General features: G+C 66.7%; 27 protein-coding genes and 1 pseudogene. 10 read left to right on the plus strand and 18 right to left on the minus strand.

Features of this window, described 5'->3' with window-relative positions; translation table 11 throughout:
* Positions 1-16: 16 nt before the first annotated feature.
* Both MUH00_RS07905 and MUH00_RS07910 read right to left on the minus strand, forming a co-directional pair.
* Positions 17-1,222: an inorganic phosphate transporter gene (locus tag MUH00_RS07905; RefSeq protein WP_247003553.1), complete on the minus strand. Its 1,206-nt coding sequence runs from the start codon at positions 1,220-1,222 to the stop codon at positions 17-19.
* A 50-nt stretch (positions 1,223-1,272) separates the two neighbouring features.
* Positions 1,273-2,055: a class I SAM-dependent methyltransferase gene (locus tag MUH00_RS07910; RefSeq protein ID WP_247003554.1), complete on the minus strand. Its 783-nt coding sequence runs from the start codon at positions 2,053-2,055 to the stop codon at positions 1,273-1,275.
* A gap of 178 nt (positions 2,056-2,233) precedes the next feature.
* Here MUH00_RS07910 and MUH00_RS07915 point away from each other — a divergent pair, with 178 nt between their 5' ends.
* Positions 2,234-2,479 carry a ferredoxin gene (locus tag MUH00_RS07915; protein WP_247003555.1) on the plus strand — a complete coding sequence of 82 codons (246 nt, stop codon included), beginning with the start codon at positions 2,234-2,236 and terminating at the stop codon, positions 2,477-2,479.
* A gap of 33 nt (positions 2,480-2,512) precedes the next feature.
* On the opposite strand, the gene MUH00_RS07920 is transcribed toward MUH00_RS07915, so the two are convergent.
* The gene (locus MUH00_RS07920; RefSeq protein ID WP_247003556.1) at positions 2,513-3,166 is read right to left on the minus strand and encodes a helix-turn-helix domain-containing protein; all 654 of its coding nucleotides are present in this window, start codon (positions 3,164-3,166) and stop codon (positions 2,513-2,515) included.
* Positions 3,167-3,247: 81 nt separating this feature from the next.
* Here MUH00_RS07920 and MUH00_RS07925 point away from each other — a divergent pair, with 81 nt between their 5' ends.
* Positions 3,248-4,744 carry a cytochrome P450 gene (locus tag MUH00_RS07925; RefSeq protein ID WP_247003557.1) on the plus strand — a complete coding sequence of 499 codons (1,497 nt, stop codon included), beginning with the start codon at positions 3,248-3,250 and terminating at the stop codon, positions 4,742-4,744.
* 61 nt (positions 4,745-4,805) lie between these two features.
* Here MUH00_RS07925 and mdh read toward each other — a convergent pair whose 3' ends face one another.
* Complete coding sequence (mdh, locus tag MUH00_RS07930) at positions 4,806-5,720, minus strand: malate dehydrogenase (RefSeq protein ID WP_247003558.1); 915 nt, start codon at positions 5,718-5,720, stop codon at positions 4,806-4,808.
* Between the two features lie 192 nt (positions 5,721-5,912).
* Here mdh and MUH00_RS07935 point away from each other — a divergent pair, with 192 nt between their 5' ends.
* The 4 genes from MUH00_RS07935 (at position 5,913) to MUH00_RS07950 (ending at position 8,725) form a co-directional block, all read left to right on the plus strand.
* Positions 5,913-6,371: a TIGR00725 family protein gene (locus tag MUH00_RS07935; protein WP_247003559.1), complete on the plus strand. Its 459-nt coding sequence runs from the start codon at positions 5,913-5,915 to the stop codon at positions 6,369-6,371.
* 66 nt (positions 6,372-6,437) lie between these two features.
* Complete coding sequence (locus MUH00_RS07940) at positions 6,438-6,869, plus strand: GNAT family N-acetyltransferase (protein WP_247003560.1); 432 nt, start codon at positions 6,438-6,440, stop codon at positions 6,867-6,869.
* A 131-nt stretch (positions 6,870-7,000) separates the two neighbouring features.
* Positions 7,001-7,750, plus strand: a complete 750-nt coding sequence (locus MUH00_RS07945; protein ID WP_247003561.1) for an Sjogren's syndrome/scleroderma autoantigen 1 family protein — start codon at positions 7,001-7,003, stop codon at positions 7,748-7,750.
* Between the two features lie 117 nt (positions 7,751-7,867).
* Complete coding sequence (locus MUH00_RS07950; RefSeq protein ID WP_247003562.1) at positions 7,868-8,725, plus strand: phosphatase PAP2 family protein; 858 nt, start codon at positions 7,868-7,870, stop codon at positions 8,723-8,725.
* 24 nt (positions 8,726-8,749) lie between these two features.
* Here the strand turns inward: MUH00_RS07950 and MUH00_RS07955 are convergent, their stop codons facing one another.
* Together MUH00_RS07955 and MUH00_RS23160 are read right to left on the minus strand one after the other, a co-directional pair.
* Positions 8,750-11,227 carry a DEAD/DEAH box helicase gene (locus MUH00_RS07955; protein WP_247003563.1) on the minus strand — a complete coding sequence of 826 codons (2,478 nt, stop codon included), beginning with the start codon at positions 11,225-11,227 and terminating at the stop codon, positions 8,750-8,752.
* Positions 11,228-11,341: 114 nt separating this feature from the next.
* Positions 11,342-11,796: pseudogene (locus MUH00_RS23160) on the minus strand (nucleotidyltransferase domain-containing protein).
* On the opposite strand from MUH00_RS23160, the gene MUH00_RS07965 reads away from it, so the two are divergent.
* The gene (locus tag MUH00_RS07965; protein WP_247003565.1) at positions 11,723-12,370 is read left to right on the plus strand and encodes an ABC transporter permease subunit; all 648 of its coding nucleotides are present in this window, start codon (positions 11,723-11,725) and stop codon (positions 12,368-12,370) included. The pseudogene MUH00_RS23160 and the gene MUH00_RS07965 overlap by 74 nt on opposite strands.
* Before the next feature lies 1 nt (position 12,371).
* Here the strand turns inward: MUH00_RS07965 and MUH00_RS07970 are convergent, their stop codons facing one another.
* From MUH00_RS07970 to MUH00_RS08000, 7 genes are all read right to left on the minus strand, one after another.
* Entirely contained in the window at positions 12,372-12,962 is a 591-nt protein-coding gene (locus tag MUH00_RS07970) for a diacylglycerol/polyprenol kinase family protein (protein ID WP_247003566.1), read from the minus strand.
* 92 nt (positions 12,963-13,054) lie between these two features.
* On the minus strand, positions 13,055-13,393 hold the full coding sequence (locus tag MUH00_RS07975) for a HalOD1 output domain-containing protein (RefSeq protein WP_247003567.1): 339 nt from the start codon (positions 13,391-13,393) through the stop codon (positions 13,055-13,057).
* A gap of 47 nt (positions 13,394-13,440) precedes the next feature.
* Entirely contained in the window at positions 13,441-14,583 is a 1,143-nt protein-coding gene (locus MUH00_RS07980) for a bacterio-opsin activator domain-containing protein (RefSeq protein WP_247003568.1), read from the minus strand.
* A 234-nt stretch (positions 14,584-14,817) separates the two neighbouring features.
* The gene (locus MUH00_RS07985; protein WP_247003569.1) at positions 14,818-15,813 is read right to left on the minus strand and encodes an acetamidase/formamidase family protein; all 996 of its coding nucleotides are present in this window, start codon (positions 15,811-15,813) and stop codon (positions 14,818-14,820) included.
* A 124-nt stretch (positions 15,814-15,937) separates the two neighbouring features.
* Positions 15,938-16,351, minus strand: coding sequence for a DoxX family protein (locus tag MUH00_RS07990; RefSeq protein ID WP_247003570.1), 414 nt, complete (start codon positions 16,349-16,351; stop codon positions 15,938-15,940).
* A 291-nt stretch (positions 16,352-16,642) separates the two neighbouring features.
* On the minus strand, positions 16,643-18,415 hold the full coding sequence (glyS, locus tag MUH00_RS07995) for a glycine--tRNA ligase (protein WP_247003571.1): 1,773 nt from the start codon (positions 18,413-18,415) through the stop codon (positions 16,643-16,645).
* On the minus strand, positions 18,408-19,259 hold the full coding sequence (locus tag MUH00_RS08000) for a CBS domain-containing protein (RefSeq protein WP_247003572.1): 852 nt from the start codon (positions 19,257-19,259) through the stop codon (positions 18,408-18,410). The genes glyS and MUH00_RS08000 overlap by 8 nt, the downstream gene beginning before the upstream one ends.
* Positions 19,260-19,583: 324 nt before the next feature.
* Here MUH00_RS08000 and MUH00_RS08005 point away from each other — a divergent pair, with 324 nt between their 5' ends.
* The 3 genes from MUH00_RS08005 (at position 19,584) to MUH00_RS08015 (ending at position 21,233) form a co-directional block, all read left to right on the plus strand.
* Positions 19,584-19,745, plus strand: a complete 162-nt coding sequence (locus MUH00_RS08005; RefSeq protein ID WP_425603046.1) for a DUF7556 family protein — start codon at positions 19,584-19,586, stop codon at positions 19,743-19,745.
* Positions 19,746-19,879: 134 nt separating this feature from the next.
* Positions 19,880-20,395, plus strand: a complete 516-nt coding sequence (locus MUH00_RS08010; protein WP_247003573.1) for a DUF7974 family protein — start codon at positions 19,880-19,882, stop codon at positions 20,393-20,395.
* Positions 20,396-20,462: 67 nt separating this feature from the next.
* On the plus strand, positions 20,463-21,233 hold the full coding sequence (locus MUH00_RS08015; RefSeq protein ID WP_247003574.1) for a class I SAM-dependent methyltransferase: 771 nt from the start codon (positions 20,463-20,465) through the stop codon (positions 21,231-21,233).
* Positions 21,234-21,405: 172 nt separating this feature from the next.
* On the opposite strand, the gene MUH00_RS08020 is transcribed toward MUH00_RS08015, so the two are convergent.
* The 5 genes from MUH00_RS08020 to MUH00_RS08040 form a co-directional block, all read right to left on the minus strand.
* The gene (locus MUH00_RS08020; protein WP_247003575.1) at positions 21,406-21,561 is read right to left on the minus strand and encodes a hypothetical protein; all 156 of its coding nucleotides are present in this window, start codon (positions 21,559-21,561) and stop codon (positions 21,406-21,408) included.
* Between the two features lie 262 nt (positions 21,562-21,823).
* Positions 21,824-23,131: an ABC transporter ATP-binding protein gene (locus MUH00_RS08025; protein ID WP_247003919.1), complete on the minus strand. Its 1,308-nt coding sequence runs from the start codon at positions 23,129-23,131 to the stop codon at positions 21,824-21,826.
* 28 nt (positions 23,132-23,159) lie between these two features.
* Complete coding sequence (locus tag MUH00_RS08030; RefSeq protein ID WP_247003576.1) at positions 23,160-24,419, minus strand: ABC transporter ATP-binding protein; 1,260 nt, start codon at positions 24,417-24,419, stop codon at positions 23,160-23,162.
* A 9-nt stretch (positions 24,420-24,428) separates the two neighbouring features.
* The gene (locus MUH00_RS08035; protein ID WP_247003577.1) at positions 24,429-25,454 is read right to left on the minus strand and encodes an ABC transporter permease; all 1,026 of its coding nucleotides are present in this window, start codon (positions 25,452-25,454) and stop codon (positions 24,429-24,431) included.
* 23 nt (positions 25,455-25,477) lie between these two features.
* Positions 25,478-26,476 carry an ABC transporter permease gene (locus MUH00_RS08040; RefSeq protein WP_247003578.1) on the minus strand — a complete coding sequence of 333 codons (999 nt, stop codon included), beginning with the start codon at positions 26,474-26,476 and terminating at the stop codon, positions 25,478-25,480.
* Positions 26,477-26,632 lie beyond the last annotated feature (156 nt).

Consider the following 26,632-nt stretch of genomic DNA (forward strand, 5'->3'; position numbering starts at 1 on the left):
GGGCCGGTATCCAGGGTCAGCCGCCGATCGCGAGCGCGAGCGCCCGGTAGAGTCCGTAGCCGACGACGGCTGAACTCCCCAGCGTCAGCAGCCAGAAGGTGATCGTGAACCCGATCTTGCGCCGAGAGACGCCGGCCGACCCCGCGGCCAGTCCGCCGCCGATGACGCCGGAGAGGATGATGTTGTTGAGCGAGATCGGGATTCCGAGCGCGATCGCCAGCTGGGCGATGACGAAGCCCGGCACGAGCGCGGCGATCGATCGGCGGACGCCGAGCTGGGCGTACTCCCGGGAGGTCGCCTGCAGGAGTCGCGGCGCGGCCATCCAGGCGCCGGCGAGGATGCCGGTGGCACCGATCGCGAGCAGGACGATTCCCGGCAGGCCGAGTCGGGTCCGGAACAGGTTCTCGAGCGGGCCGGTCGCGAGCCCGACCTGCGAACCCCCCGACGAGAAGGCGACGATGCTGCCGAGCACGAGCAGGAACGAGCGGATGCCCCGCTCGACGGAGTCGAGGACGCGCATCCGGATCCAGACGAAAGCCAGGGCGCCGACGGTGATCGTCACGAGGATCGTCCCGAGGTCGACCCCGCCCACTAGTTCCGGCCCGCCGCCGAACTGGCGGGCGACGAACCGCGCCACCGTGCCACGGCCGGCGGGATCCGGGATCACCCCGAGTCTGACGTTGGCGACGATTGCACCGACGGCGCCCGCGAGCAGCGGAACGCCGATCGTTTCGGGGACGTCGTCTCGGCGCAGGATGATCGCCGTCATGTACGCCAGCCCGCCGGACATGATCGGGACCAGTAGCCAGAAGGTGCCGAGTCGCCGGTAGGTGTCAATCGCGGGGTCGCCGCCGAGCGAGAGGCCGACGCCGACCATCGCGCCCGTCGTCGCGAACGCCGCGGGGATGGGGTATCGCGTGTAGATGCCGACGGCCATGAACGTCGCCGCGGTCAGCAGCCCGGCGGTTGCAGCGAGGGGCGTGATCGTCACGCCGTCGATCAGGTCTGCCCCGATGGTCCTGGAGATACTGCCGCCCTGCACGAGCGCCCCTGCCGCCGCGAGTAGACCGATGACGAACGCCGCCCGCATCGTCGAGATCGCGTTAGCCCCGATCGCGGGGGCGAACGGCGGCGAGTTGCTGTTCGCACCCAGCACCCACGCCATAAAGAGACACGTGAGAATCGCCGTCCCGATGAGACTCGCAGACGACAGTTCGACCATCTCGTCCGCCGAGATTCAACGACGTGACCTAAAAGGGTACCTCCGAATTCCTACTCGTCCCGTCCGCTTCCGGGACCGCGCTTGTCTAGCACTGCTTTGTAGTGCGTCCCGTCTCCGGGCTGGGCCACGGATCGCACCGTCCACGGCGTCCCGATCGTCGCCTCGCGGAGCCGATCGGGCGAGCACAGCAGGAAGTGCATCGACGGGCCGACCTCGCGGACTCGGCTTTCGTCCGCCCGTTCCTCTTCGAACTCGAAGTGAAAACACCGGTGGGCGACGCCCTCCCGAGGGTCCGGCCGGTAGCCGAAGAACTCCTCGTCGAGCCGCGTCGGATCGTAGTTGTCGACCACCGCGATCCCGTCCTCGTCGGTGACGCGGGCGAACTCGGCGAGCAGGTCGCTGATCCCGGCTACCGAGGCGCCGAGGCCGAGTTGCGTGCCGACGCAGTGGACGGCGCCAAACCGGCTTCGATCGACCGCGAGGTCGAACATGTCCATCACGTGAACGTCCTCGACGCCGCGGTCGCGGGCCGCCCTGACCGCGTTCGGACTCGCATCGATCGCGGTCACGTCGACGCCGCGCTCCTGCCACCACAGCGCGTGCTGTCCGGCGCCGCAGCCGACGTCGAGGACGGGTTCGCGATCGGCCAGTCGATCGAGGAGCGCGATCGTCTCGTCGGCCCACTCCTCGGACGACCCGAAGTAGAACTTCCGGACGTTGCCGTCCTGCACGTCGGCACCGTCCCGGTAACGCAGCGTCTCGAAGTCGCCGCGCTGGTGCGCGAGCATCGCTCGTCCGAGCGGGTCGGCACCGCGTCGCCTGTCGATCGCCATGCTCGAGTCGACGGTCGGGCCGATAATAAAATTTGGATGATATGTGGTCACGTGTAACGTGTGACACATCATCAAATATCGTGGTTCGTTCGGCGAATCACCATCGACGCGCGGCGGCCCGGCGATTCCCGCGCCCAGTCCCGTCACTGCTTTAGGCGGCTGCTACCAACTTCGAGCCATGAAAGTCGAATTCGACCGCGACACCTGCATCGGGATGTACCAGTGCGTCGCCGAGTGGAGCGAGTTCGAGAAGGACAAGGCGGCGGGGAAGGCCGTCTTGAACGACAGCGAGGAGGTCGAGGACGGCATCTTCGTCCGCGAGGTGCCCGAGGATGCGGAGTTGGATGCGAAGTTCGCCGCCCGGACCTGCCCCGTCGACGCGATCACGATCTACGACGATGATGGCGAGCAGTTGATCCCCTGACTTTCGGCGAGTCGGCGTTTTTCTGCACTCGACTCAGCGTGCGATCGCCGCGTCGACCAGCGCGCGTTCGGCCGATCGAAGGAGCGTCGAGGCGGCGCTCTCGGAACAGCCGAGCTCGTCTGCGACCGCGGCGAGCGATCCGGTTCGTGGGACGTCGAAGTAGCCAAGTTCGCGCGCGGTTTCGAGGGCTTCGAACTGCCGGGCCGTGAGTCGCCCGGCCAGAGTCTCCGATCGCCGCTGGTGTTCGCTCACGCGCCGAACGTCGATCTCGACGTCGTCCGGGAACCGATCGAGCAGCCGCGCCATCGCGTCGGATTCTCCGAGGACCGTGACGTGAGCGCGGTCCCGCCCCGTGTAGACGATCGGCGGAACGATCACCAGTCCCGGGACGTCGAACGTCCCCATGAACGAGGCGTCGGCCGCTCTGAGGTCCATTTCGACGTAACTGTAGAACGTCTCGTCGTCGACGTGCGTGAAGTCGTACCGGTGGATCACGTCGAGCTCGTCCGCTATCTCGCCGAGCACCTCGGCGTCCCCGACGACCAGCGAGAGGAATCGAACCGTCCCCGCGTCGGGATCGGTCTCCCAGGAGAGCAGTTCCTCGCGCCGGAGGGATTCGGTCGCGTCTTCGGACCCCGGCAGGCGCATCGACGGCGGAAGTCCGACGGTGAGATCGGCCGATTGCATACCGGCCGTTCGAGGGTTATTTATAAAGAAGTTCACCGCTTCGGACGAACACCCACCTCGTCTCGCGCCGAATCGTGGTGTATGAGCGATACCACACCGACGGAGACCCGGACAACCGACGGAGAATCGATTCCGTTGTCCGATCGGGGTCGCTCGCCAGCGGGCGAGTCGCGATCGGACGACGCCCCAGCATCACCGCCGGGTCCCCGCGGCCTCCCGGTGATCGGCAACACGCTGTCGTTCGCTCGGGATCCGCTCGACTTTCTCGACTCGATCGGCGAGTACGGCGATATCGTCGGCTACGAGGCGTTCGGCCGCGATCTCGTCGCCGTCTTCGATCCCGCCGTCGTCGAGGCGGTTCTCGTCTCCCGGAACGACGAATTTTGGCGCGGCGAGTTCGAAGGGGAGTTCGGCGACCTCATCGGCATCGAGGGCGTGGTCTTCGCGGACGGGGAGTGCTGGCGACGACAGCGTCGCCTGCTCCAGTCGTCGTTCACGCCGGATCGCGTCCGGTCGTACGCCGCCGACGTGGTCGACGAAACCGCGCAGATGGCCGACGGCTGGGCGGACGGCGAGGTCGTCGACGTCCGAGAGGCGCTGTCGACGCTCACCCTTCGCGTGCTCACCCGATCGCTGTTCGACGTGGAGATCGGGGGCGAGGAGCCACGCTCCTCGGGAACGGCGAGCGGCCCACGGCCGCGAGCGGGCGACCGCGCCGATCTGGTTCGGGCGTGGACCGACGCTATGAGACGCTACATCGACGCCGAACTCTTCGGCGCTCGCGCCGTGCTCCCCGCGTGGCTTCCGAGTCGGACCAAACGCGAGTTCGATCGCGCGACGGCCGACGTGAGCGACCTCGTCGACGACCTGGTGGCGGAGCGGCGCCGCTCCGGTGCCGACGGCGACGACCTGCTGTCGATCCTCGCGACCGCCGAGTATCCGGACGGGTCGCGACTCTCCCCCGAGGAGATCCGCGATCAGCTGCTCACGTTCCTGCTCGCCGGCCACGAGACGACCGCGACCGCGCTCACCTATACGTGGTGGCTTCTCGCCGGCGACGAGGACGCGCGGCGCGATCTCGATCGCGACGTCGAGGCCGTCTGCGGCGATCGCGATCCGACGGCTGCGGAGCTCCCCGACCTCTCCGTCGCGGAGGCCGCCTGTCGCGAAGCGATGCGCCTCTACCCGCCGTTTCCGTTCGTGCACCGCGAACCGCACGCGGCGTGTACGCTCGGCGGCTACCGGATCGAGCCCGGAACGACCGTTCAACTTGCCATGTCCAGCATTCACCGCGACGATCGCTGGTGGACCGACCCCGGCTCGTTTCGTCCCGAGCGCTGGCTCGACGCCGACGGATCGATCGCCGACGGCGGTGACCGGCCCGAGTACGCCTACTTCCCGTTCGGCGGCGGACCGCGTCACTGTCTCGGCATGCGTTTCGCAATGACCGAACTGAAGCTGTCGCTCGCCGCGATGACCCGGCGCGTCGCGTTCGAGCGCGTCACCGAATCGATCGACCCGACGGTCAAGATTTCGCTCGACCCCGGCCCCGTCGAGCTGCGGGTTCGAAAGCGGTAGCTGGCTCGCCGCGTACTGGATGCAAAAAACGCGGGATCGGTCCGATCGCGACGGTCGGCGCTTACGAGATCTTCTCGTACTGTTCGGAGAGCTTCTCGGCGGCCTCGCCGAGCTGGTTGCGCTCGAACTCGGTGAGGTCCCACTCGACGACCTCCTCGACGCCGTTCGCGCCCAGTTTGACGGGGACGCCGAACGCGGTGTCCTCGTGGCCGTACTCGCCGTCGAGTTTGACGCTGCAGGGCAGCACCTCGCCGGTATCGCGGAGGATCGCCTCGACGATGTGGCCGACGCCGGTCGCCGGACCCCACTCCGTGGCGCCTTTCTTCTCGATGACGTTCATCGCCGAGGTCTGGAGTTCGGAGAGCAGTTCCTCCTTCTCGTCGCCCGCGAACTCCAGATCCCGACCGTTCACGCGAACCTTCGAGAAGACGGGAACCTGGGCGTCGCCGTGCTCGCCGAGGATGGTCGCCTCGACGTTCTGCACCGGCGCGTCGTAACGCTGGGAGATGACGTAGCGGAACCGGGCGGAGTCGAGGCGGCCGCCGAAGCCGATCACCTTCTCGCGTGCGCGATCGCCAGCCTCGTAGAGGTGGCGGTTCAACAGGTCGACCGGGTTCGACGTGGTGACGGTGATGAAGTCGTCGTTGTGCTCCGCGAGCGAGGAACCGATGTCCTCCATGATCGGCGCGTTGTCGCCCGCGAGGTCGATCCGGGTCTGACCCGGCTGACGCGGAATGCCCGCCGTGATGACGACGACGTCCGATCCGGCGGTGTCCTCGTAGCCGCCCTGGCGGATCGTCGTGTTCGAGTCGTAGGCCGCGCCGTGGTTCGCGTCGGCGGCCTGTCCGATCGTGTCGTCTTCCTTGTCCGGGATGTCTACGAAGACGAGTTCGTCCGCGATATCTCGAAGCGCGATGTTGTAGCCTGCGGCGGCTCCGACCGTTCCGGCCGCGCCGACCACGCTAACTTTCGTCATACCACGTGAATCTGTACCGTGCCGGGCGTTAAATCCGTCGAATTCGGTACGCTTGCGCGAGAATGACGATAGATGATACGTCGATTGTCGAATCGTTTTCCTCGTCCTCTCGAATCGGTTCGCTCGATCGACGCGACCAAACGCGTTCGACGGACCGAACCGATCAAGGGGATTCGACGCGCCGCCTCGACCATGAGCCTTCGCGTCAGCGTCGTCGGCGGCGGGATGATCACGGACGAGGAAACCGACCTCGCGGCCGCGATCGGCCGCGAACTCGGCGCACGCGGCCACGCGGTCGTCTGCGGCGGCCGCGGCGGGACGATGGCGGCGGTCTGTCGCGGAGCGAAAGCCGAAGGTGGAACGACGATTGGCATCCTCCCCGACGAATCCCGCGACGAGGCCAACGACTACGTTGACACGGCGATCGCGACCGGCCTCGGTCACGCCAGGAACGCGCTGGTGCCGATGAACGGCGACGCGGTCATCGCGCTGGCCGGCGGTCACGGCACGCTCACCGAGATCGGGTTCGCGGGGATCTACGATCGGCCGATCGTCGGCCTCGGTACCCACGAAGTTCCCGGCGTGGATACCGTCGAGACACCCGCGGAAGCGGTCGACGCGGTCGAGGCGGCGATCGATCGCGGGGAGTGACGGACGCGAGGGCGCTCGAAGCCTCGGATCGACACCGCTTTTTCGCTTCGAACCCCTGCCTGGGGCATGAGCGAGCGCCACGACGGGACCGATCCGTACATACTCAGGGAGGGGCTCCCTGACCCCGAGACGTTCGCCGCGCTGCGCGACGCCGCCGGGATGACGGCCCGATCGCCCGAGGGCGTCGAACGCGGTCTCCCCAACTCGCTGTACGGTGCGATCGCGGTCTACGAACCCGCCGACGAGGTCGTCGGCATGGGTCGGATCGTCGGCGACGATGGAATGGTCTATCAGATCTCGGATATGGCGGTCCATCCGGACCACCAGGGACGGGGCCTCGGCACGCGAATCATGGAGCTCCTCAAGTCGCACATCGAGGAGACGGCGCCGCCGGGGGCGTACGTCAATCTCATGGCCGACGTCGACGACTTCTACGAGCGGTTTGGCTACGAGGAAACCCGACCCGCTTCGAAGGGGATGTACCGTCGAACCGAGTGAGCCGCGGCGATCGGCGTTCGGACCGGGCGTCCGATCGCTCGCCGGCACCGATCGTTCGCGGACTCCGATCGGCCCTCGGCGCCACCGTCTAATTCGTAGCTTTTTCGATAATCCGTCACCTCTAGGCGGACATGAGCGACTTCGACAAGGAAGCCGAGCGCGAGAAGCTTCGGAAGAAGTACGAGCGCGACAAGGCCGATCGGGAGGCCACCCAGCGGATGAGCGACCTCCTGCTGAAGGGCGCCACGATGACCAACATGCACTGTGGCACCTGCGGCGACCCGCTCTTCCAGGAGAACGAGACGACGTTCTGTCCCAGCTGTCACGGCACCGCCGAGGCAGTCGAGGGGACGGACCTCGAAGCCCGGCCGGCCGAGGGATCGATCGACGAAGACACGCCGAGCGACGACGCCGCGGCCGAGGACGCTGCCGACGGAGACAGGACGGCTGCCGAGGCTGACGCTCGCGCCGACGAGTCCACGACCGACGATCGATCCGAGACGCCGACGCAGGCGGGTTCGTCCCTGTCGTCGGAATCGGTATCCGAACCCGATTCGGACGCACGAACGGGTGCGGGCGACCCCGACGAGGACTCGATCGCGAGTTCGTCCCGAACGGTTCCCGATCGGGAACCCGAGACGTCGACGGATCGGCGCGATTCGGCGGTTCGATCGCGTACGAGCGCGATCGACGAGCCGTCGCGACCATCGACCTCGACGGCCCGATCGCGGAACGCCGACCTTGACGGCGCCCGCAAGTCGCTCGTCGCGGCCCTGGAGAAGTTCGCGGCCGAGGCGGCCGAGACCGACGATCCGCGGTACGCGAAGGAGTGCCTCGAAGCGGCCCGGGAGGCCGGCGAGGCGCTGTTGACGCTTCGGTAATCTCCGGTCCGCATCGGATCGCCGGCGCCGGGATCGCGACGCGTTTCTTCTCCCGCTAAGTGTATAGATATAAATACGAACCTGCTGGAGTATCTAGGAAAACCTGGGAGAGAACGAATGCCTCTGCTAACCATGGTCGCCCTGACGGCCCTCGCCGTCCTCGCCAGCGTGACGATGACGTGCGCCCTCTGTATCGATCGGCGTCAGCTCCGCCGAACCGTCGACGAGAGCGGTCGTCGACTCCGGGATGCCGCACCCTACCTCGGCCTCGCGGCGCTGATCTTCCTGACGAAACGCGCGACCCACGGGTACAGCGTCCGGATTTCGCGGGCGATCGACTGGAACATCACGGACGAACTCTACGCCGCCGAAGGCGAGTTCGTCGCCACGCTGCAGGCGATCGTCCCGGAGGCGACGCTGGGATTCTTCTCGGTCATGTACATGTTCGGGTTTCCGTTCCTGCTGGTGGCGGCCCCGATACTCTACTTCGCGTTACCGTCCCAGCGGCATCTGAAAGCGCTGCTCGTCGCGTACGTGGGCAACTATTTCATCGGCGCGATCTGTTACACGCTGTTTATCGCGTACGGGCCCCGCAACCACCTGTCCACCGTCGACGGGTTGATGTACCGGGTCTACCCGCAGACCCAGGACATGACGGCGGCGATCTCGTCGAACACGGACGTGTTCCCCTCGCTGCACACGTCGCTGGCGATCGTCGTCCTGCTGTTCGCGTGGCGGTCGCGCCGGGCGTACCCCCTGTGGTTCCCGATCGCCTCGGTGGTGAGTTTCGCCGTCGTCTTCTCGACGATGTACCTCGGCATCCACTGGGCGTTCGACGTCGTGGCGGGGATCGCGCTCGGCGTCGGAACCGTCTTCGCGGCCGAGCGAATCGTCGCCCGCGTCGAGGGTGACACCGATCGGGGTCCCGCCCGCGACGAGCGCGGCGACGGCATCTCCTCCGACGTCGGCGACTGAGCGTCGCCGCGAAACCGGTCGTCGCTAGCCGATGTACTCGCTACCGATCACGTCGCGAATCCGCTCGGCGGTCACCTGCCCGACGCCGTCAGCCTCCTGTAGCTCCCCTTCGGTCGCGATCATCACCGCCTCGACGGTGCCGAACTCTTCGAGCAGCGATCGCGCCGTCACGGGACCGATCTCGGCGATCGAGGAGACGACGTACTCCTGCTGTTCGGCCAGCGTCTTCGACTGCTTCTCGCCGTGGACCGACACCTCCCGATCGCTCAACTCCTGTTCGCGGCCGGCGATCACCGCGAGCAGTTCGGTGGTGTCCGCCTCGTCCTCGGTTCGGAGGAGGCTCGCGCCGAAGTCGACCGCCAGGCTCGACAGCGCCCCGCGTACCGCGTTCGGGTGGACGTCCCGCTGTTCGTACAGCCCGTCGCCCTCGACGACCACGATCGGCCGCGAGTAGTGCCGTGCCATCGCGCCGACCTGCTCGAAGATCGATCGGTCGCTCCCGACGAGCGAGTCGACGAAGTCCGCGACAGACTTGCGCTCGACGACGACCCGATCGGAGCAGACGTAGTCGCCCACGTCCAGCGTCTCGAGGCGAACCTCGATCTCCTCGCGACGCGAGAGGTCGCGAGCGATGTTGGCGTCCATCTCGCGCTGGTCGGCGACGATCTCGACCGCATCGCCCTCGGCGTGCGGGACGGGCGTCTCGACGTCCCCGTCATCCTCGACAGCTTCGCCGTCCTGGTCCGCTCCGTCGTTCGGTCCGCCGTCCACGTCGGTACCCGATTCCGAGTGAGAACTTCCGAACTCCTGCAACCCGGGTTGATTCGAAACCCCCTCGTTTCCGCTGGAATACTCGTTTCCGTCGTGCGATTTCCCACCGTTGCTCTCTACTTCCGCTCCGGTATCGAACGCGGCGAGCGACTGCTGGGCGGCGTCGAGTTCCTGCTCGATCTCGTCGGCCATCCCCTTCAGTTCGCGCAGTTCCGACTCCATCTCCTTCTCGCGGCGGCGGGAGATCCAGAAGTACGCCTCGTCGCGGGTGTCCTCGGCCATGAGGACGACGACGCGACCCTCGGACTGGCGGCCCGTCCGACCCTTGCGCTGGATCGATCGGATCGCTGTCGGAACGGGTTCGTAGAACAGGACGAGGTCGACCTCCGGCACGTCCAGGCCCTCCTCGGCGACGGACGTCGAGACGAGGACCTCGAACTCGCCGGCCCGGAAGTCGTCGAGCACTTCCTGTTGTTGCTTCTGGGTCATCCCGTCGGAGCCCTCGCGATCGCCCTGGCCGACGAACCGTTTCGCGTCGAAGCTCTCCGAGAGGAAGTCCGTCAGCGCCTCCGCCGTGTCGCGGGACTCGGTGAAGACGATGACGCGATCGCCGCCGTCGAGGCCCAGGGTCTCGGCGAGGAGCATCCGCGCCTTGCGGTACTTCGGGTGCAACTCGTCGAAGTTCTCGGCGTTTCGCATGGCCTCGCGAACCCGCGGGTCGGAGACCATTCGCTGGCTGGCCTTCGAGGCGCCGGACGATCGGGCCTGGTTGCGCTGGCGATCGAAGTACCGTCGCAGCGCCTCGACGCTCTGCGTTTCGACGAGGGTGACGGCCTGGCGGAGCTTCATCACCTCCGCGTGGACGGACATCCCCTTGAACCCCTCCGACTGGTCGTTGTTGATCAGTTGCTGGAGTTCCGCGCGCATCCGGTTCAAGTCCTTCTGGGACTGGTCGGGCTGAGTCGATTTGGCCACTCCGAGCTCTTTTAGCTTCTCCAGGCGGTCTTTGATCACCTCGTTCAGCGCGTCCCGGATCTCCAGCACCTCGTCGGGGAGGTCGATGCGCTCCCACTCGACGTCGGTGTCGTGAGTGAACTCCGAGACGTCGGCGTCCTCCTCGGTCATCACCTCGACTTCCTGGAGGCCGAGGTTTTCACAGACTTCGAGGATCGCCTCCTCGTCGCCGCCGGGGGAGGCCGACATGCCCGTCACGAGCGGCTCGCGGGCGTCGGCGTGGTAGCGCTCGGCGATGTAGTTGTACGCGTAGTCGCCGGTCGCTCGGTGACACTCGTCGAACGTGACGTGCGTGACGTCGGCCAGCGAGAGCCGGCTCCCCACCAGATCGTTCTCGATCACCTGCGGCGTGGCCATCACGACCGTCGCCTCGTCCCACAGTTCGGCCCGATCGTCCGGGCTGACGTCGCCCGTGAAGACGACGATCTCCTCGTCCGAGATCTGCAACGCTTCGCGGTAGAAGTCCGCGTGCTGCTGGACGAGCGGCTTCGTGGGGGCGAGCATCAGCGACTTCCCGCCGACCTCGTCGAGGCGCCGCGCCGTCACGAGCAGGCTCACGGTCGTCTTCCCCAACCCCGTCGGAAGACAGACGAGCGTGTGGTGGTTCGCGGCCGTTCCGGCGAGTTTCAACTGGTAGAGTCGGCGCTCGAGGAAGTCGGGTGCGAGCAGCGGATGCTCGATCGTCGGCTGGCTCCCGTCCTCGTCCGTCGCTGCCATTGCGGCAGGGTTCGAGAGCGCTCGGAATAAGGGTTCCCGTACCGCGGTGAAAGTACTATCACGATCGGTGACGGATCGGAGCGGCGGCCCCGCGAACGACCGCCGATCGCCGTATTACCAGTCGCTGTACTCCGACAGCAGGGCCACTCGTTCCGATCGACCCAACCGCTCGTACGCCCGCGTTTCGTAGTCGAGCGAGAGGACAGGAATACCAACCCCGTCGACGACCGTTCGGTGGTCGGTCACGTCGATCGGTTCCTCCCACGTGCCGTCGTTCCGGCGCTTCTGGAGCGCGCCCATGATCTCGACCCGAACGCCGTCGAGATCGAGCGCCCCGAAGTGCGATCGGATCGCCGCCGACTCCGAGAACGAGACCGGTCGACGACCCGCTCCGAAAACGCGGCTTCGATCGCATACGCGCCCTCTTCGGTCGCCTGGCCGTCGATATCGTTCGGCGTCAGCGGAACGCCCTGGAGCGCGAAACTCGTGCTTCCGGTGAGCGCCCACGTCGCGTCGCAGTCGTCGTTCGCGTCGACGATCGTCGAGCGGCGAACGAGCGGTGCGCTCACCGTCGTCCTCGGGTTGCCGCTCTCCCGGCGCGAGGTCGTCCTCGGAACGTTCCTCGGCCGGAGCATCATCATTTCGACGGCGGTCGTCGCCTCGATGCTCGTCGCCGTGCCGGTCGGCCTGGTGCTGGGCGTGACGGTCGACCCGACCAGACTCGTCGGTGTCGCGATAGTGCTTGCCCTGTTCGGCGTTACCTGTACCGCCCTCGCCGTCGCCATCTCGGCCGTCGTTCGAACGACGACGCGGGCGACGGTCGCCGCGTTCGGGGTCTTCGTTCTCTGTTACTTCCAGCTGTGGGATTCGATCCCGCAGACCGCCCTGTACGTCCGGCACGGCTTTTCGTTCCCCGAGACGACGCCGGAGTGGGTACCGTTCGTGTCGGCGCTGAATCCGGTCGCCGCCTACACGCACCTGCTCTCGGGGCTGTTCCCCGACCTCAACCCGGCGACGTTCGTCAGTCCGCCGTCAGAGCCGGCGGTCTATCAGGAACCGGCGTTCGCACTCGTCGTGCTCGGCGGGTGGATCGCCGCCGCGATGGGGGTCGGTTACTGGCGGTTCCGGGCGACCGACCTCTAGCTCAGACGGGCCCGAACTCGATCGCAAGCCAGGCGAGCACGCCGGCGTAGATCGGGATCGTCAGGTTGTCGTCGACGATGTACTCGCCGATCGAGAGCGTCACGCCGTCGGCGATCGTCGCGCCGAGCGCGGCGGCGACGACGGCGAGGGGGTGCTCGGAGAGAAAGGGTGCGGCGAGCGCGGCGCTCACGACGAACATCGTGCCGAACACTTTCGGCCCCTTAAACCGCTTGAGCGTGTCGTCCGAGACCGCGCCGCTGATCGGGTCGCCGATCGCGAGCATCAACATTGCGGGGAGGGCGACCACGTCGGGAAAGAGCAGCACGACGATCGTCATGCTGACCATGTAGTAGCCGTAGCCGGCGAACTGGTCCTGTTCGTACTCCCGGGTCAGTTTGTCGTAGATCGACCAGTCGAGGCCGACGCGCAGTCGGAGGAACTCGAGACCGATCGCTCCGAGCGCGAGGACCACCATCAGAACCTGAAACCGTCGCCAGGTGAGACCGAGATCGAACCAGTTCGCGAGCAGATAGAGGGCGACCAGTCCAGATCCACTCGCGTGTACCAGTCGTCGCTTCAATTCGTCGGCCATCACCGAACATCTCGAAAGACGATCCCTTGAGTCCGTCGGTTACCGCTGGCGACGTTCGATCGGCGGGAGACCCCGTCACCGAGATCGAACCGTCACGCCCCCGGCGGCTCGACGACGACGGTTCCGTGGCTCGAAACGGTCACTCGACAGTCTTCGTACGAAAAATTCACTTCGATGGGTCCCTCCCGAGCCGACGTTACGAGGGCGGCGAGCGCCTCGGGATCGACGGTCGCGAAAAGCGGCGGCAGGGAGATCGGATCGCTGTTCGTGACGGTCGCCACTGTGTCGACGATCGCGACGACGATCGAATTCGAGTCGCCGTCCGCGTCGAACTGGGTGTGGAACGTTCCCGTGGTGGGATCGTAACCCACGCTGTCATCACCGGACAACTGAACGGAGGTGGAATCGAAGTGGGTCGTGTACTCGCTCATTGTCCCTCGGTACTCGAGTCGTCGTGGTAAGAGGGGACGCTGACCAGTCAACGTGCATCAGCGCCGGACTTCTCGAAGAGGTGACGGAAGACGGTTCGTTGGGCCTTACGGAGGTGCTGGTTGAACGTCTGGCGCGTGACGCCGAACCGATCCGCGAGTTCGTCGCCGGTGCTGGTCCGCGGCGTGTCGAAGTAGCCGCCGAAGTACGCGGCGTCGAGCGCTGCGAACTGTCGATCGGTGAGCGCGTCTGCGACGACGTCGTACAACAGGTGTGGGGAGTAGACGAGTTCTTCGGATACCAGTTCGACGTCGGGGTGAAATCGCCGAATCCCGTCCGCGGCCAGCCGGGGATCGACGTCCCCCGGAAGCTCGCCGAGGAACCTGACTTCGTCGGGAGCGATGATGATTTCTCGGGGGCGGCCGCCGAACAGCGTGAACACCTGCGCCACCGTCTCCGACTCCGCGTGGGCTTCGATTCGACTGTACCCCTCGATCGAACTGAGCAATCGGGCGTCGAGATAGTGGGGAACCTCTTCGACGGCGGTGACGAAGTCGCTCGCGGAGAGATCCGACGTCCCCATGTACTGGACCGCCGTTTCGTCCGGCAGCGAGACGACCGAGTCGACCTCGACCCGCGTCTCGCCGCCGTCGACGCGAAGCGACGGCGGGACCGCGGACTGGTCCGCGCGAAACTCGAGACGTCGGACGTGATCGCTGGTCAGCCGTTTTTCGCGTCGCTTCAAGGCCGTCACGTCCTCGAACGAGACGACGACGTACTCGACCGCTCCCGCCTCGTCCAGCACGGGCGCCGCGCTGGTCGACAGCCACCGCTCGGATCCGTCCGGCAGTTCGATCCAGTGTTCGAATTCGTACTCGGGCTCGCCCGTTTCGAGGGCGCGCGTGACGGGATGTTGGTCCTCGGAAACGGGCGTCCCGTCGTCGTGGTAGATGGTCCACTCGGACGGGTCGTACGCTCGGCCGGTGAGCCGCTCGCGCGACAGGCCGAGCGTTTCCGACGCGCGCTCGTTCGCGAAGACGATCGCTCCCGCCGGATTGACCACGACGGTGCTGCCCGGACTCGCGTCGAAGATGCGCCGAGCGACCGCTTCGGGGGGCGTGCCCGTGGGCCGGTCCGCAGGACGTTCGGCAGTCTCGTCGTCTCGAAGGTCACCCGGCATCGGGTCGGTCATCGTCGCACCACCCGCCCGACACGGCGCCGATCGACTTCGAACCGATCGCTGTCCCGACTCCGGTGCGTCGAGTGTCGTGCATCTACGCGAGCGATCCCGAACGCCGCTTCGGTGCGCCGATCGGACGACGGTCCATCGAACCGAGGGCGATCCATGTCACCGGTAGGCCGCCGACGAATAAGTGTGTTCCACCGGGAGCCGAACCGAACTGTCCCGGCTCCGATTGGGTGCTACTCACTCGCTTGCGGTCGGTCGACGGCGCTCCTGGGGGAAGATGCGCTCCGGAAGGTACGCGGAGACGACCCAGTTCGGAGCGTTGACCGCTTCGCTGATTTTCAGATCGACCGCCGCCGAACACAGGATGTAGGCCTCGCTCCGCCGCAGTCCGCGCTCGTCGTGCAGGTGATCGACCATGTGTCGGACGGCCAGTCTGGCCGCCTCCATCATGTCGTCGGCGATCCCCGTCGTCCCGTACATCTGCTCGTCCCGCCCGGTCGGCGTGAACGGGCCGGCGGTTTCGAACTGTGGCTGCTCGATCGATAGGTCCGAACGGACGTCGACCCGGAACGTGACCGTCATCGGCGCCTCGATGCCGGTCCCGCAGACCTCGCCGTCTCCTTGGGCGGCGTGGCAGTCGCCGATACTGAGCAGTGCGTCCGCGACCGCGACGGGAAGGTACAGCGTCGAGCCCGCCGTGAGGTGCTTGACGTCCATGTTTCCGCCGACCGACCGCGGCGGGAACGTGCTGTGAGCGCCGTCCGCCGCGGGTGCGACGCCGACGATGCCGGGGAACGGGTTCAGCGGAACCTCGATCCCGTTCACGAAGCGACCGACGTCGCCGTCGAGGTCCCAGACGTGGAGCGCCGGCTCCGGAAACTCGTCCGCCAGGATCCCGAGATCCATGGCCCCCGGAAGGACGGCCGTGTACCCCCAGCCTTCGTGCTCGACGTCGAGCAGTTCGACCTGGAGGACGTCGCCCGGTCGAGCGCCGTCGACCGCGATCGGGCCGGTCAGCGCATGCACGGGGTCGATGTCCAGATCCGGAACGTCCGCGGCCGTCGAGTCGGGATCGAGTTGCCCGTTCGTCGCGTCTCTGCACGACGCGCGAACGACATCGCCCGGTTCGATCGTCCGCACCGGCTCGAGCCCATTATCCCACGCGCTGTGAACGGTATCATCTTCGGCGTCGATCCGGTGATCCACCGCGTCGTCTCGCTTCTCACTCGACATGTGATCGTGGTACGTACGACGGCCGCGAAATAAAACGCTGCCCCCGTCGAGGAGCGGTGTCACCGACGGTCGAGGCGTCGTCAGGTTTCGCCCACTGATCGACCGAATGCGCGATCGTACCGAGTTACAGGCCGACGTTGATCGCGTAGGGCCACGGCGCGCTCGCGACGGCGAGGAACGCCAGCGCCCCGGCGGCGCCGTAAACGTTCTTCAGGAAGTGAGTCATCTCGTCTTGCGTCTCCTCCTCGTCGACCGCCCAGAAGTCGTGCATCGTGACCCCCGAGACGAGCAGGAAGACGGCTAGGGCGCCGGCGCCGATCGCCGGGAAGACGCCGAGGACGATCGAGAGGCCGCCGAAGACGAGCAGGCCGCCGCTCGCCAGCACAGCGGCGCGCGGCGCCGGAAGCCCCTTGAACTCGGCGTAGTCGGCCATTGCGTCCGTATCCGTGAAGTGGTTCAGCCCCGTGAACGCGAGCACGCCGCCGAAGAGGACGCGGGCGAGCAGGAACGCGACGTCGGCGCCCGTGGGCCCGAACATCAGGCGCTCACTCCCGTTTCGAGGGTGTCTCTGCGCGATTCGATCCGTATCATTTCGATAGCTGGTTGCGTCACGTTACGTCGTTCGAATTCGAACCTATATGTCTGTTCCCGGACACCCGGGTTAGCGGGTGACGCCGTCGTCCCTCGAAATCCGTGAACGATTGCCCTAACTTTCCTGAGATGATTCCTGCGCTTAGTACGTCTCCGTGACAAGTGCCGGTCAAAACGGGTGTGCCGATCGGGGCTCGCACCGATCCGGACCCGCTGACGAAAACTGGGGCGTGGCGGACTACAGATCCTCGAACGCGAACTCGCCGGCGCGAAGCGCCGACAGCGTCTCCGGCAGGTCCTCGATCGGGAGTCGCTTCTGGTCGGTCGAGTCGCGCTCGCGCACGGTGACGGCCTCGTCTTCGAGGCTTTCGTAATCCACCGTGACGCAGAACGGCGTGCCGACCTCGTCCTGGCGGCGGTAGCGGCGGCCGATGTTGCCCGAGTCGTCGTACGCGACCGACAGGCCGGCCTCGCGCAGTTCCGCGGCGATCGCCCGCGCCTCGTCTTCGAGGTCGCCGTCGCTTTGGAGCGGGAAGACGCCGACGAATGTGGGCGCGACCTCGGGATCGAGTTGCAGGAAGGTGCGCTCCTCGCCGTCGACCTCGTCCTCGCGGTAGGCGTGATGCAGGACCGTGTAGACGAGTCGATCGACGCCGAAGGAGGGTTCGACGACGTGGGGGACGACGTGCTCGCCCGCCTCCGTCCGTTCCTCGACGGCGAAGCCGGTTTTCTCGACGGGGAGTTCGTGAGTCTCGCCGTCGAGGTCGACGTCGACGGTGTCGCCGTCAAAGGCCGATCGATCGCGGGCCGCGAGCGCCTCGAGCTCCGACACGACGGCTTGGGCGTCGCCGCCGAACTCGGGACCCAGGTAGCTCATGTCGGGGTCGACCGCGGCGCGCTCGACCGTCTTCGGTTCGTCGTACTGCGTGAAGATCGTGAACCGATCGTCGGAGTGTTCGGCGTGCTTCGAGAGGTCGTAGTCGCTGCGGTAGGCGAAGCCGGCGAGTTCGATCCAGTTGCCGTCGATCTCGCCCTCGGCGTCCCAGCAGTCCGCGGCGTAGTGGGCGCGCTCGCCCGAGAGGTGCTGGCGGAACCGGAACCGGTCCATGTCGACGCCGACCGACTCGTACCACGGCTTGGCGACGCCGAGGAAGTACGCGACCCACGGACTGCCAATGATCTCCTCCTCGACGGCCGCGCCGATCGTCGTCTGGATCTCCTCGCCGTCGTCGGCCTGCTGCTCGCTCGCGGGGTACAGCGTGACCTCGACGTCTTCGACCGCCGAGAGGTCGGGCTCGTCGGTTTCGGGATCGATGAAGTACTCGAGTTCGGCCTGAGTGAACTCGCGCGTGCGAATGATCGATCGGCGGGGGCTGATCTCGTTCCGATACGCGCGGCCGATCTGGGTGACGCCGAAGGGAAGCTGGTTGCGGGCGTACTCCTTCAGGCGCGGGAACTCGACGAAGATACCCTGGGCCGTCTCGGGGCGGAGGTAGCCGGGCTGGGAGTCGCCGGGGCCGATGTTCGTCGCGAACATGAGGTTGAACGCCTCGACGGCCTGGCCCGCGAGTCCCGCACCGCAGTTCGGGCAGACGAGTTCGTACTCGGCGATGACCTCCTCGACCTCGGGGATGGGGAGGCTCTCGGCGTCCTCGTACTCGGTGTTGTCCTCGACGACGTGGTCCGCGCGGTGGCTCTCGCCGCACTCCGGACACTCGACGAGCATGTCGTCGAAGGTGTCCAGGTGGCCCGAGGCCTCGAAGACGGGTTCGGGCATGATCGTCGGGGCGTCGATCTCCATGTTGCCCTCGGCGACGGCGAACCGATCGCGCCAGGCGTCCTCGACGTTGCCCTTCAGCGCGGCGCCCTGCGGACCGAAGGTGTAGAAGCCGCCGACGCCGCCGTAGGCGCCGCTGGACTGGAAGAAGTAGCCCCGCCGCTTGGCCAGTTCGACCAGTTTCTCGCTCGTCGCCTCGTCCGCGCTCCGCGGCGTCGTTCGTTGGTCACTCATAGAGCGCCTCCAGGAGGTCGACGTCACAGACGATGCCGACCAGGTCCTCGCCCGTGACCATCGGAATCTGCTCGATGTCGTTGCTGATCATCCGCTGTGCGGCGTCCTGAATCGACGTCTGGCTCGAGGCGGTCACCACATCGTCGCTCATGAACTCCCGAACCGGCTTGTTCGGGATCTCGATATCTCGCGTCGGGAGGTAGCGGCTGCCGACGGCCTTGATCCCCTCCCAGGACCACTCGTCGTCCTGGTCGCCGAAGTTGTCGCCCGTCTCCTCCTCTCCCTCGACGATGCGCGCGACGTCGATGATGTCGACCTCCGTCAGGACGCCGCTCATCCTGCCGTCGCCGTCCAGCGCGACCGTGTACGGGACGTTCGCGTAGGAGAGTTCTCGCTCGGCGACGGTCAGGGGCGCGCCCTCGTAGGTCGTGTTCACGTTCTCGCTGGCGTAGGCCTCGACGGTGCCGTCGGTCTCCTGATCGCCCGTCGCGATCGCGTGGATCACGTCCGTCACCGTGACGATTCCCTCGAACTCCCCGTCCACGACGGGGACGCGGCGCGCGCCCTCCTCGACCATCAACCGCGCGAGGTCGTCGAGTGCCGTCTCGGCCGTGGTGGTCGGCACCTCCTCCATCAGCATCACTAACTGGTCCTCGTCGGGCTGGTCGATCAGGGTCTCCCGCGAGATCAGTCCTCTGTACTCGGGGCCGTCGCCGGTCGATTTGATGACCGGAACGGACGAGAACGACCGCTCTTGCAGGTACTCGAGGACGTCCGATCGGGTACCCGGCAGTTCGGCGGTCACCACGTCCTCGCGAGGTGTCATCGCGTCAGCTACGTTCATGTCTCCACGGTAGGGCGAAAATAAGTATAAACCCAGTGCTTCGCGCGGCCGATCGCGTCGTGGACGAGAAACGGGTCGGAGGACGAGCAGGGCGAATCCTCCAATGAGGCCCGACGCAGCGCCGATCGCGGGCGTGAGAGGCCGAGGATTGACGCAAACCACGGACGCCGACAGCGCCAGGGAATCTCGTGGTATCCTCGACCGTTTCAGCCTCGAAAACGCGCAAATAGAGCCGTAACGCAACGACTGTCGATCGTCGACGCGTCGAGATACGGGATAGTCCAATTCGACGAGTTTATATGTGGGTGGTAGTCAGTTACACACATGGTGCCAAACCCCCACACCATGTCCGCTGACGACACGGTCGTCGGCTCGATCGACGGGACGGATTCGAGCGCCGAGTACGTCATTGCCGATATCTCAGCAGACGGAGCGTGGCTTTCGATGGAAGCCGACGACGCGCCGACGCTCGTAGCCATGCGGTAAGGGGGCGAGGGGAAGGGCCGGACGCGGGCGACTGCGGACGATCGCGGACGGACCCGCCGGGAACTGGACCGCCGGGCTGCCCGTTTCGCGGTTTCGGGATACGCTTTAGTACGACAACGGTGAGATCACGTCCCATGGTGAGTTCTCGTCCGCGCAGTCGCGCGGGAACGAACGCGGACGACGGGTTCGGCCTCGGGGCCGACGATCGATCGATCGTCGCGACTGGCGCCGCCTCGCTCGTCCCGGCGGCGCTCGCTCGCCGTGCCGTCGCCGTCGCGATCGGGACGGACAGGGATCGGTACGAGCGGGGCGAACCGGTCGAGATCACCGTCGACTTCAAGAATCGGTTGCCGGTCCCGATCGAAATCCCGACGCCCCGACAACGCCGCTGGGGCTGGACGATCGACGGCGAACTCAAGGCGACCGACGAGCGCCGGTACACGCGGCCCCGACCGTCGGCGTTTCGCTTTCGCGCCGGCGAGCGCAAACGGGTCGCGTTCACCTGGCACGGTCGACTGGAGCGCGCGCGGGGCGGGACCCGCCGCGAGTCCGTCCTCCCCGATCCCGGCGAGTACGAGATCCGGGCGTTCGTCGCCACGCACGAGCGCCGGTACCGGGCGAGCGATTCGACGACGATCGAGATCGAGTAGCGCGGTCGGCGTCGGCCGACGCCGTCGACCCCGCGCGTTTATGCGGACCGGGGCGAAACTCCATTCGATGACCGATGGATCGGACGAGAAGCGGGAAACGGCAGCCTCGTTCGGGGCCGCGACGGCGGAGTACCTCGCGAGCGACGTCCACCGGACCGGAGGAGATCTCGAGCGACTCGCCGAGTGGTGTCGGGACGCGGAGACGGCGCTCGACGTCGCGACGGGCGCCGGACACACGGCCGGTGCTGTCGCCGCCGCCGCCGGCGTTCGGTCCGTCGTCGCCGCCGACGCGTCGCCGGCGATGGTCGAAACCGCCGTCACCGAGTTCGACGGGGTCGAAGGCGTCGTCGCCGACGCGGAGCGCCTGCCGTTCGACGCGGGCTCCTTCGACGCCGTCACCTGTCGGATCGCGGCTCACCACTTCCCCGATCCGCGGGCGTTCGTCGCGTCGGTCGCCCGCGTGATCCGACCGGGCGGGACGTTCGCGTTCGAGGACAACGTCGCGCCCGAACCGACCGACCTCGGCGAGTTCATCGATCGCGTCGAACGGACGCGCGATCCGACGCACGTCGAATCGCACCCGACGGAGCGGTGGTGCGCGTGGCTCCGGGAGCACGGGTTCGCCGTCGAGACCGTCGAACACCGTAAAAAACGGCTCGAATTCGAGCCCTGGGTGCGGGCGCAGTCGCTCGATGCCGAACGCCGGGAGCGCGTCGAACGCGTGCTGTTGAACGCGCCCGAGGACGCGCGATCGTTCTTCGAGATTCGCGTCGAGAACGGTCGCGTTCGATCGTTCGCGAACTACAAGGCGTTGATCTGCTCCACGCGATCGGCGTGACCGCGTCCGGTTTGGATCGCCTCCCGTCGAGTTTCGAAGCGTCGGTCAGGTTCGAGTCGAAAAGCAGGGGCGGCCGACCGCCGGGATCGGCGCCCGCGTTCGATCCGCCGCAGATCTTCTTCGTCGAGCGAAGAACGGTCGGCATCCGCTCCGTCCAAATCTCGCCGTCCGATCATCCGGTGAGGAAGCCGCCGGGCGCGACCTGCCGCTCCGGGCGGCCGGTTTCGCTCCGCTGGACGCCCGAGAACTCGGGCGAGTGCTCGATCGTTCGCTGTACTTTCGCGCCGATTCGGGTGTGGGCTGCCAGGATGGTCAGTGTCTTACTCATACACGAGTAAATAGTTGCCCGACCGCCTTAAGCATTTTTGCGATGATTCTCCACGTTGTGTAATGGTTGATAATCGATGAGTGAACGAGTCACACGAACGGTCAAAATCCCCGTCCCGAAACGACATTCGGTCGGGTTGACCGTTCGAGTTTTCGCGCGAAGCGGCCGATATCGCGCGCGGATTCGACCCGTCGGACGCGAATTCGATCGCCGGCGATCGTCCTCTGCGTCGGCCACGACTCCCGCCGATCGCGGGTCCCGGCTATCGGTGGAGGTGACACGCCGCGAAGTGATCGCCGCTGCCGTACTCCGACTCGACGTGGTAGGCCGGCCGCTCGCGCGCGCAGATGCTCCGTTCGGCGAACGACTCGAGGAGCAGGTCCGTCGCTTCTTCCCAGCCGACCTCGTCGGCCGCCGCCTCCTCCTCGCGGCGGTCGCGATCGGACGCGATCAACCCAATCGCGTCGTCGACGATCGCCCCCGGCTCGCCCCGGGGGAGGTCGCCGTCGAAGAACTCCGCTTTCACCTCGGCGGCCGGCATCGGCTCGAACGTCCGTCGCTTGACCGCCCGCATGAACGCCCGCGTCCGCTCCCACTCCTCGTCCGTCCAGTCGTACTCGCCGGGCGCGATCAGCCGCGGGCATCGCGTCCGGAACCGGCATCCGGAGGGCGGGTCGATCGGACTCGGCACCTCGCCCTCGAGCACGCCGCGCGCCCCCGTCGCTCGCGGATCGGGGACGGGGATCGATTCGAGCAGGGCGCGCGTGTACGGGTGTTGGGGGTTCTCGAACACCTCCTCCGTCTCGGCGAGTTCGACGACGTGGCCGAGGTACATCACCGCGACCCGATCGGAGATCTGGCGGATCACAGAGAGGTCGTGGGCGATGAAGAGGTAGGTGAGGCCGAACTCCTCCTGGAGTTCCTCCATCGTGTTCAGCACCTGCGCCTGGATGGAGACGTCGAGCGCGGAGACGGGTTCGTCGCAGACGACGAAGTCGGGGTCGACCGACAGCGCCCGCGCGAGGTTGATCCGCTGGCGCTGCCCCCCCGAAAAGGCGTGCGGGTACCGGTTGTAGTGGCGCGGATCGAGACCGACCTTCTCGAGCAGTTCCTTCGCCCGCGCCTCCCGGCCCTCGTCGTCGAACATCCCGTGGGCGCGCATCGGCTCCTCGATGATCTGACCGACCTTCATCCGCGGGTCCAGCGACGACTGCGGGTCCTGGAAGATCATCTGGATCTCCGATCGCTTCCGCCGGAGTTCCTCGCCGCTCAGTTCGGCCAGGTCCTCGCCCTTGAACCGGATCGTTCCGTCGGTCGGATCGAGCAGCCGAAGGATCGTTCGCCCGAGCGTGCTCTTCCCGCAGCCGGACTCGCCGACGAGCCCCAGCGTCTCCCCCATCTCGATCTCGAAGGAGACGTCGTCGACGGCTTTCACGCGATCGATGCCGAAGCTCACCGGCGGGAACCGATCGGATTCGACGTTGACCGACGCGAACAGGCCGGAGTCGGACTGGAAGTGCTTAGTGAGGCCGTCGACCTCGAGCAGCGTCTCGCCCGCATCGAGGTCCATGTCGCCGAAGCCGATCGGGTCGTCCGGTTTACTCACGGCGTTCACCCCCGTCACGATCGCGGTCCGTCGTCGGTCTCTCGTCCGCCGCGGCCCCGTCGGCTTCGGTTTCGGTATCCGAATCGGCCCCGCCGTCCGTCGACGCGGCGCCTTCCTCGACCGACGAGTCCGATTCGGAGCCCACCTCGGTCCCCGTCTCGCCGACTTTCGTCGCGGCCTCGTCGCCCGCCTCCAGCGGGACGCTCTCGTCGTAGCCCACGTCGAACGCCTCGTGTTTCACGCAGGCGGCGCGGTGGGGATGGCCGTCGGCCCGATCGACCTCCCGCGTCTCCGGGTGCACGCGCGTACAGACCTCCCTGGCGTCCGGGCAGCGTGGATGAAACCGACAGCCCGACGGCGGATTGATCGCCTCCGGCATCACGCCCTCGATCGGCTCGAGGTCGGTCGCCCGATCGGGGCGGGGCATCGAGTTCAGCAGGGCTTCGGTGTAGGGGTGTTTGGTGTCGTAGAACAGCTCGTCCACCGGCGCCTGTTCGACGATCTCGCCGAGGTACATCACGTTCACCCGATCGCAGATCTCCGCGACGACGCCCATGTCGTGGGTGACCCAGATGAAGCTCGTGTCGTACCGCTTCTGAAGGTCGTCGACGAGGTCGATGATCTGCCCCTCGACGGTGACGTCTAACGCCGTCGTCGGCTCGTCGGCGATGATCAGGTTCGGCTCACAGGCCAGCGCCATCGCGATCAGCACCCGCTGGCGCATCCCGCCGGAGAACTGGTGGGGGTACTCCTCGTACCGTTCCTCGGGATCGGGGATGCCGACCTCGCGGAGCATGCCGATCGCCTCCGCTTTCGCCTCGTCTTTCGGCAGGTCCCGGTTGAGTTCGATGAACTCCCGGAGCTGGCCGCCCACGGTAAACACGGGATTGAGCGACTCCATCGGGTCCTGGAAGATCACCGCGATCTCCCGGCCCCGGATGCGATCGCGCATCTCGGACTCCGAGAGCATGTCCGGGTGCTCGCGCAACTCGCCGTCGGCGTCCTCTTCGAGGGCGAAGATCGTCTCGCCCTTGTACTCGATCGTGCCGCCGACGATCTCGCCGGGGCTCTCGACGAGCCGCAGCAGGCTCATCGAGGCGACGCTCTTGCCGGCGCCGCTCTCGCCGACGAGGCCGACGATCTCGCCCTCGTGGACCTCGAACGAGATGCCGTCGACGGCGCGGACGGTGCCGCTCTCGGTGAAGAACTGGGTTTTGAGGTTTTCGACGCGGAGGAGTGGTTCGGAGCTCATAGTAGCGTATCAGTCCTCGATTCGCGGGTCCAGCGCGTCCTGCAGCCCGTCGCCGAACAGGTTAAAGCCCATGATGGTGACGAGGATCGCCGCGCCGGGCCAGATCGACAGCCAGATGTTCGAGTGCATGTACCGGCCGTGGGCGATCCGGAGCATCTCGCCCCAGTCGGGCGTCGGCGGCTGGGCGCCGTAGCCCAGAAACGAGAGGCCGGCGACGATCAGGATCGTCACGCCGATCTGGAGGGTCGCGTACACCATCACGGGCGCGAAGCTGTTCGGGATGACGTGCCTGCGGATGATCTCGCGGTCTTTCACGCCCGCCGCGCGGGCGGCTTCGATGTAGTCCATCTCGCGGACCGACAGCACGCGACTCCGGATGATCCGGGCGAACACCGGGATGAAGGTGATCCCGACGCCGATCACGGCGTAGCGGATGTCCGGGCTGCCGCCGCTGACGAAGACGATGAAGACGATGATCAGCACCAGCGGCGGGATCGCGTACAGCGTCTCGACGGCCCGCATCAGCGCGTCGTCGATGCGGCCGCCGTAATAGCCCGATACCGCGCCGACGATCGTGCCGCCGACGAGGCCGATCGCGGTCGAGAAGATGCCGACGCTGACCGACACCTTCGAGCCGTAGACGATACGGGTGAAGTAGTCCCGCCCCTGTGGATCGGTACCCAGCGGGTGCGAAAGCGTCCCGCCGTCGACGAACGCCGGCGGCTGGTTCGGCGTGCCCTCCCCCGGCGGCGGAATTCTCGTCGGGTGGTCAAAGATCGGCAGCGCCTCCGCCACGGCGTAATCCGGCATTGCGCCGAGCGTGAGCCGCGAGAGGTTGCTGTCGACGGCGACGAACGTCGCGGTGAGGAGGACGAGGGCGACGATAATGAGGCCGAAGAGTGCGGTCGTGTCCTGTGCGATCTTCGAGAGGGTGTACCGCCAGCCGACGCGGGTTTCGACCTCCTCGTCGGCCGTCTCTCCCTCCGAGCCGGCGCCCGGTTCCTGGTCGCCGAGTTGTGATTCGGTGGTAGCCATCGGTTAGGTCCTCCGTGTCATCGTTACTCGCGCTCTCCGTAGGTTACCCGCGGATCGATGTACGCGTACGAGATGTCCGTGATGACGACGCCGACCACGAAGATGAACCCGAGCACCATCGTGATCCCCATCACGAGCTGGTAATCGAGCTGCTGGATCGACTCGATGAACAGCCGCCCCATCCCGTTGATCGCGAAGACCGTCTCGATCAGCACGGCGCCGCCGAGCGCGGTCGATAAGTTGAGGCCGACGATCGTGATAATCGGCAGCTGGGCCGATCGGAACGCGTGCTTGCGGAGGATCGTTCGCTCGGGGACCCCGTAAGCGCGGGCGAGCTTGACGTACTCCTCTTGCAGCGACTCGATCATCTGCGTTCGCTCGACGCGCATCAGCGTCGCCATCTGGAGCGTTCCCAGCGCGATCATCGGCAGTAACAAGTGCTTGATCGACGCGATCCAGAGCTGGATGTGGTTGTCGTACCCCGCTGCCTCCGGCGGTTGCCACGGGTATACCAGTCCCGCCGAGGGCAGAACGCCGAGCTCGACCGCGAAGACGATGATCAGCATGATCCCGATCCAGAACGACGGCGTCGAGACGCCGATCAGCGCGACGATCCGCGAGACGTGATCCGACGGCTTGTTTCGGCGCTTCGCCGCGATCACGCCGAGGGGAATGGCCGTCACGAGCGCGAACGCGTACGCCGACAGCACCAGCAGCAGCGTCGGTCCGGCGCGTTCGAGCATGAGGTCGGCGACCGGCCGATCGCGGTGGATGCTGTGGCCGAGGTCGCCCTGCGCGAGTCCGGTCATGTAGTTCCAGTAGCGGACGTGGAGCGGTTGATCGAGCCCGTACCGCGCTTCGAGCGACCTGATGAGCTCCTCGTTGACCTGCTGGCCCTGGACCATCAGCTGGACGGGGTCGCCGGGCGCTAAGTTTACGAGGGCGAACGTGATCACGGAGATCCCGATCAGGACGGGGATCGCCTGTACGAGCCGGAAGGCGGTGTATCTGAGCAGTCCCATGGTCGGTTGCGGTCGATGTGTGGTCGTCGGTCGTCGATCGCCTGCGGCCTCGGAGCCGCGGCGACGACCGCTGTTTTCGTCGCCGTCGCGATCGGCGCCGAACTCGCGGTTCCGATCGACGTCGCGGGTTCCGTCGCCGACGGCGAGCCGGATCGG

The sequence above is a fragment of the Halosolutus gelatinilyticus genome (assembly GCF_023028105.1).
Classification (GTDB): domain Archaea; phylum Halobacteriota; class Halobacteria; order Halobacteriales; family Natrialbaceae; genus Halosolutus; species Halosolutus gelatinilyticus.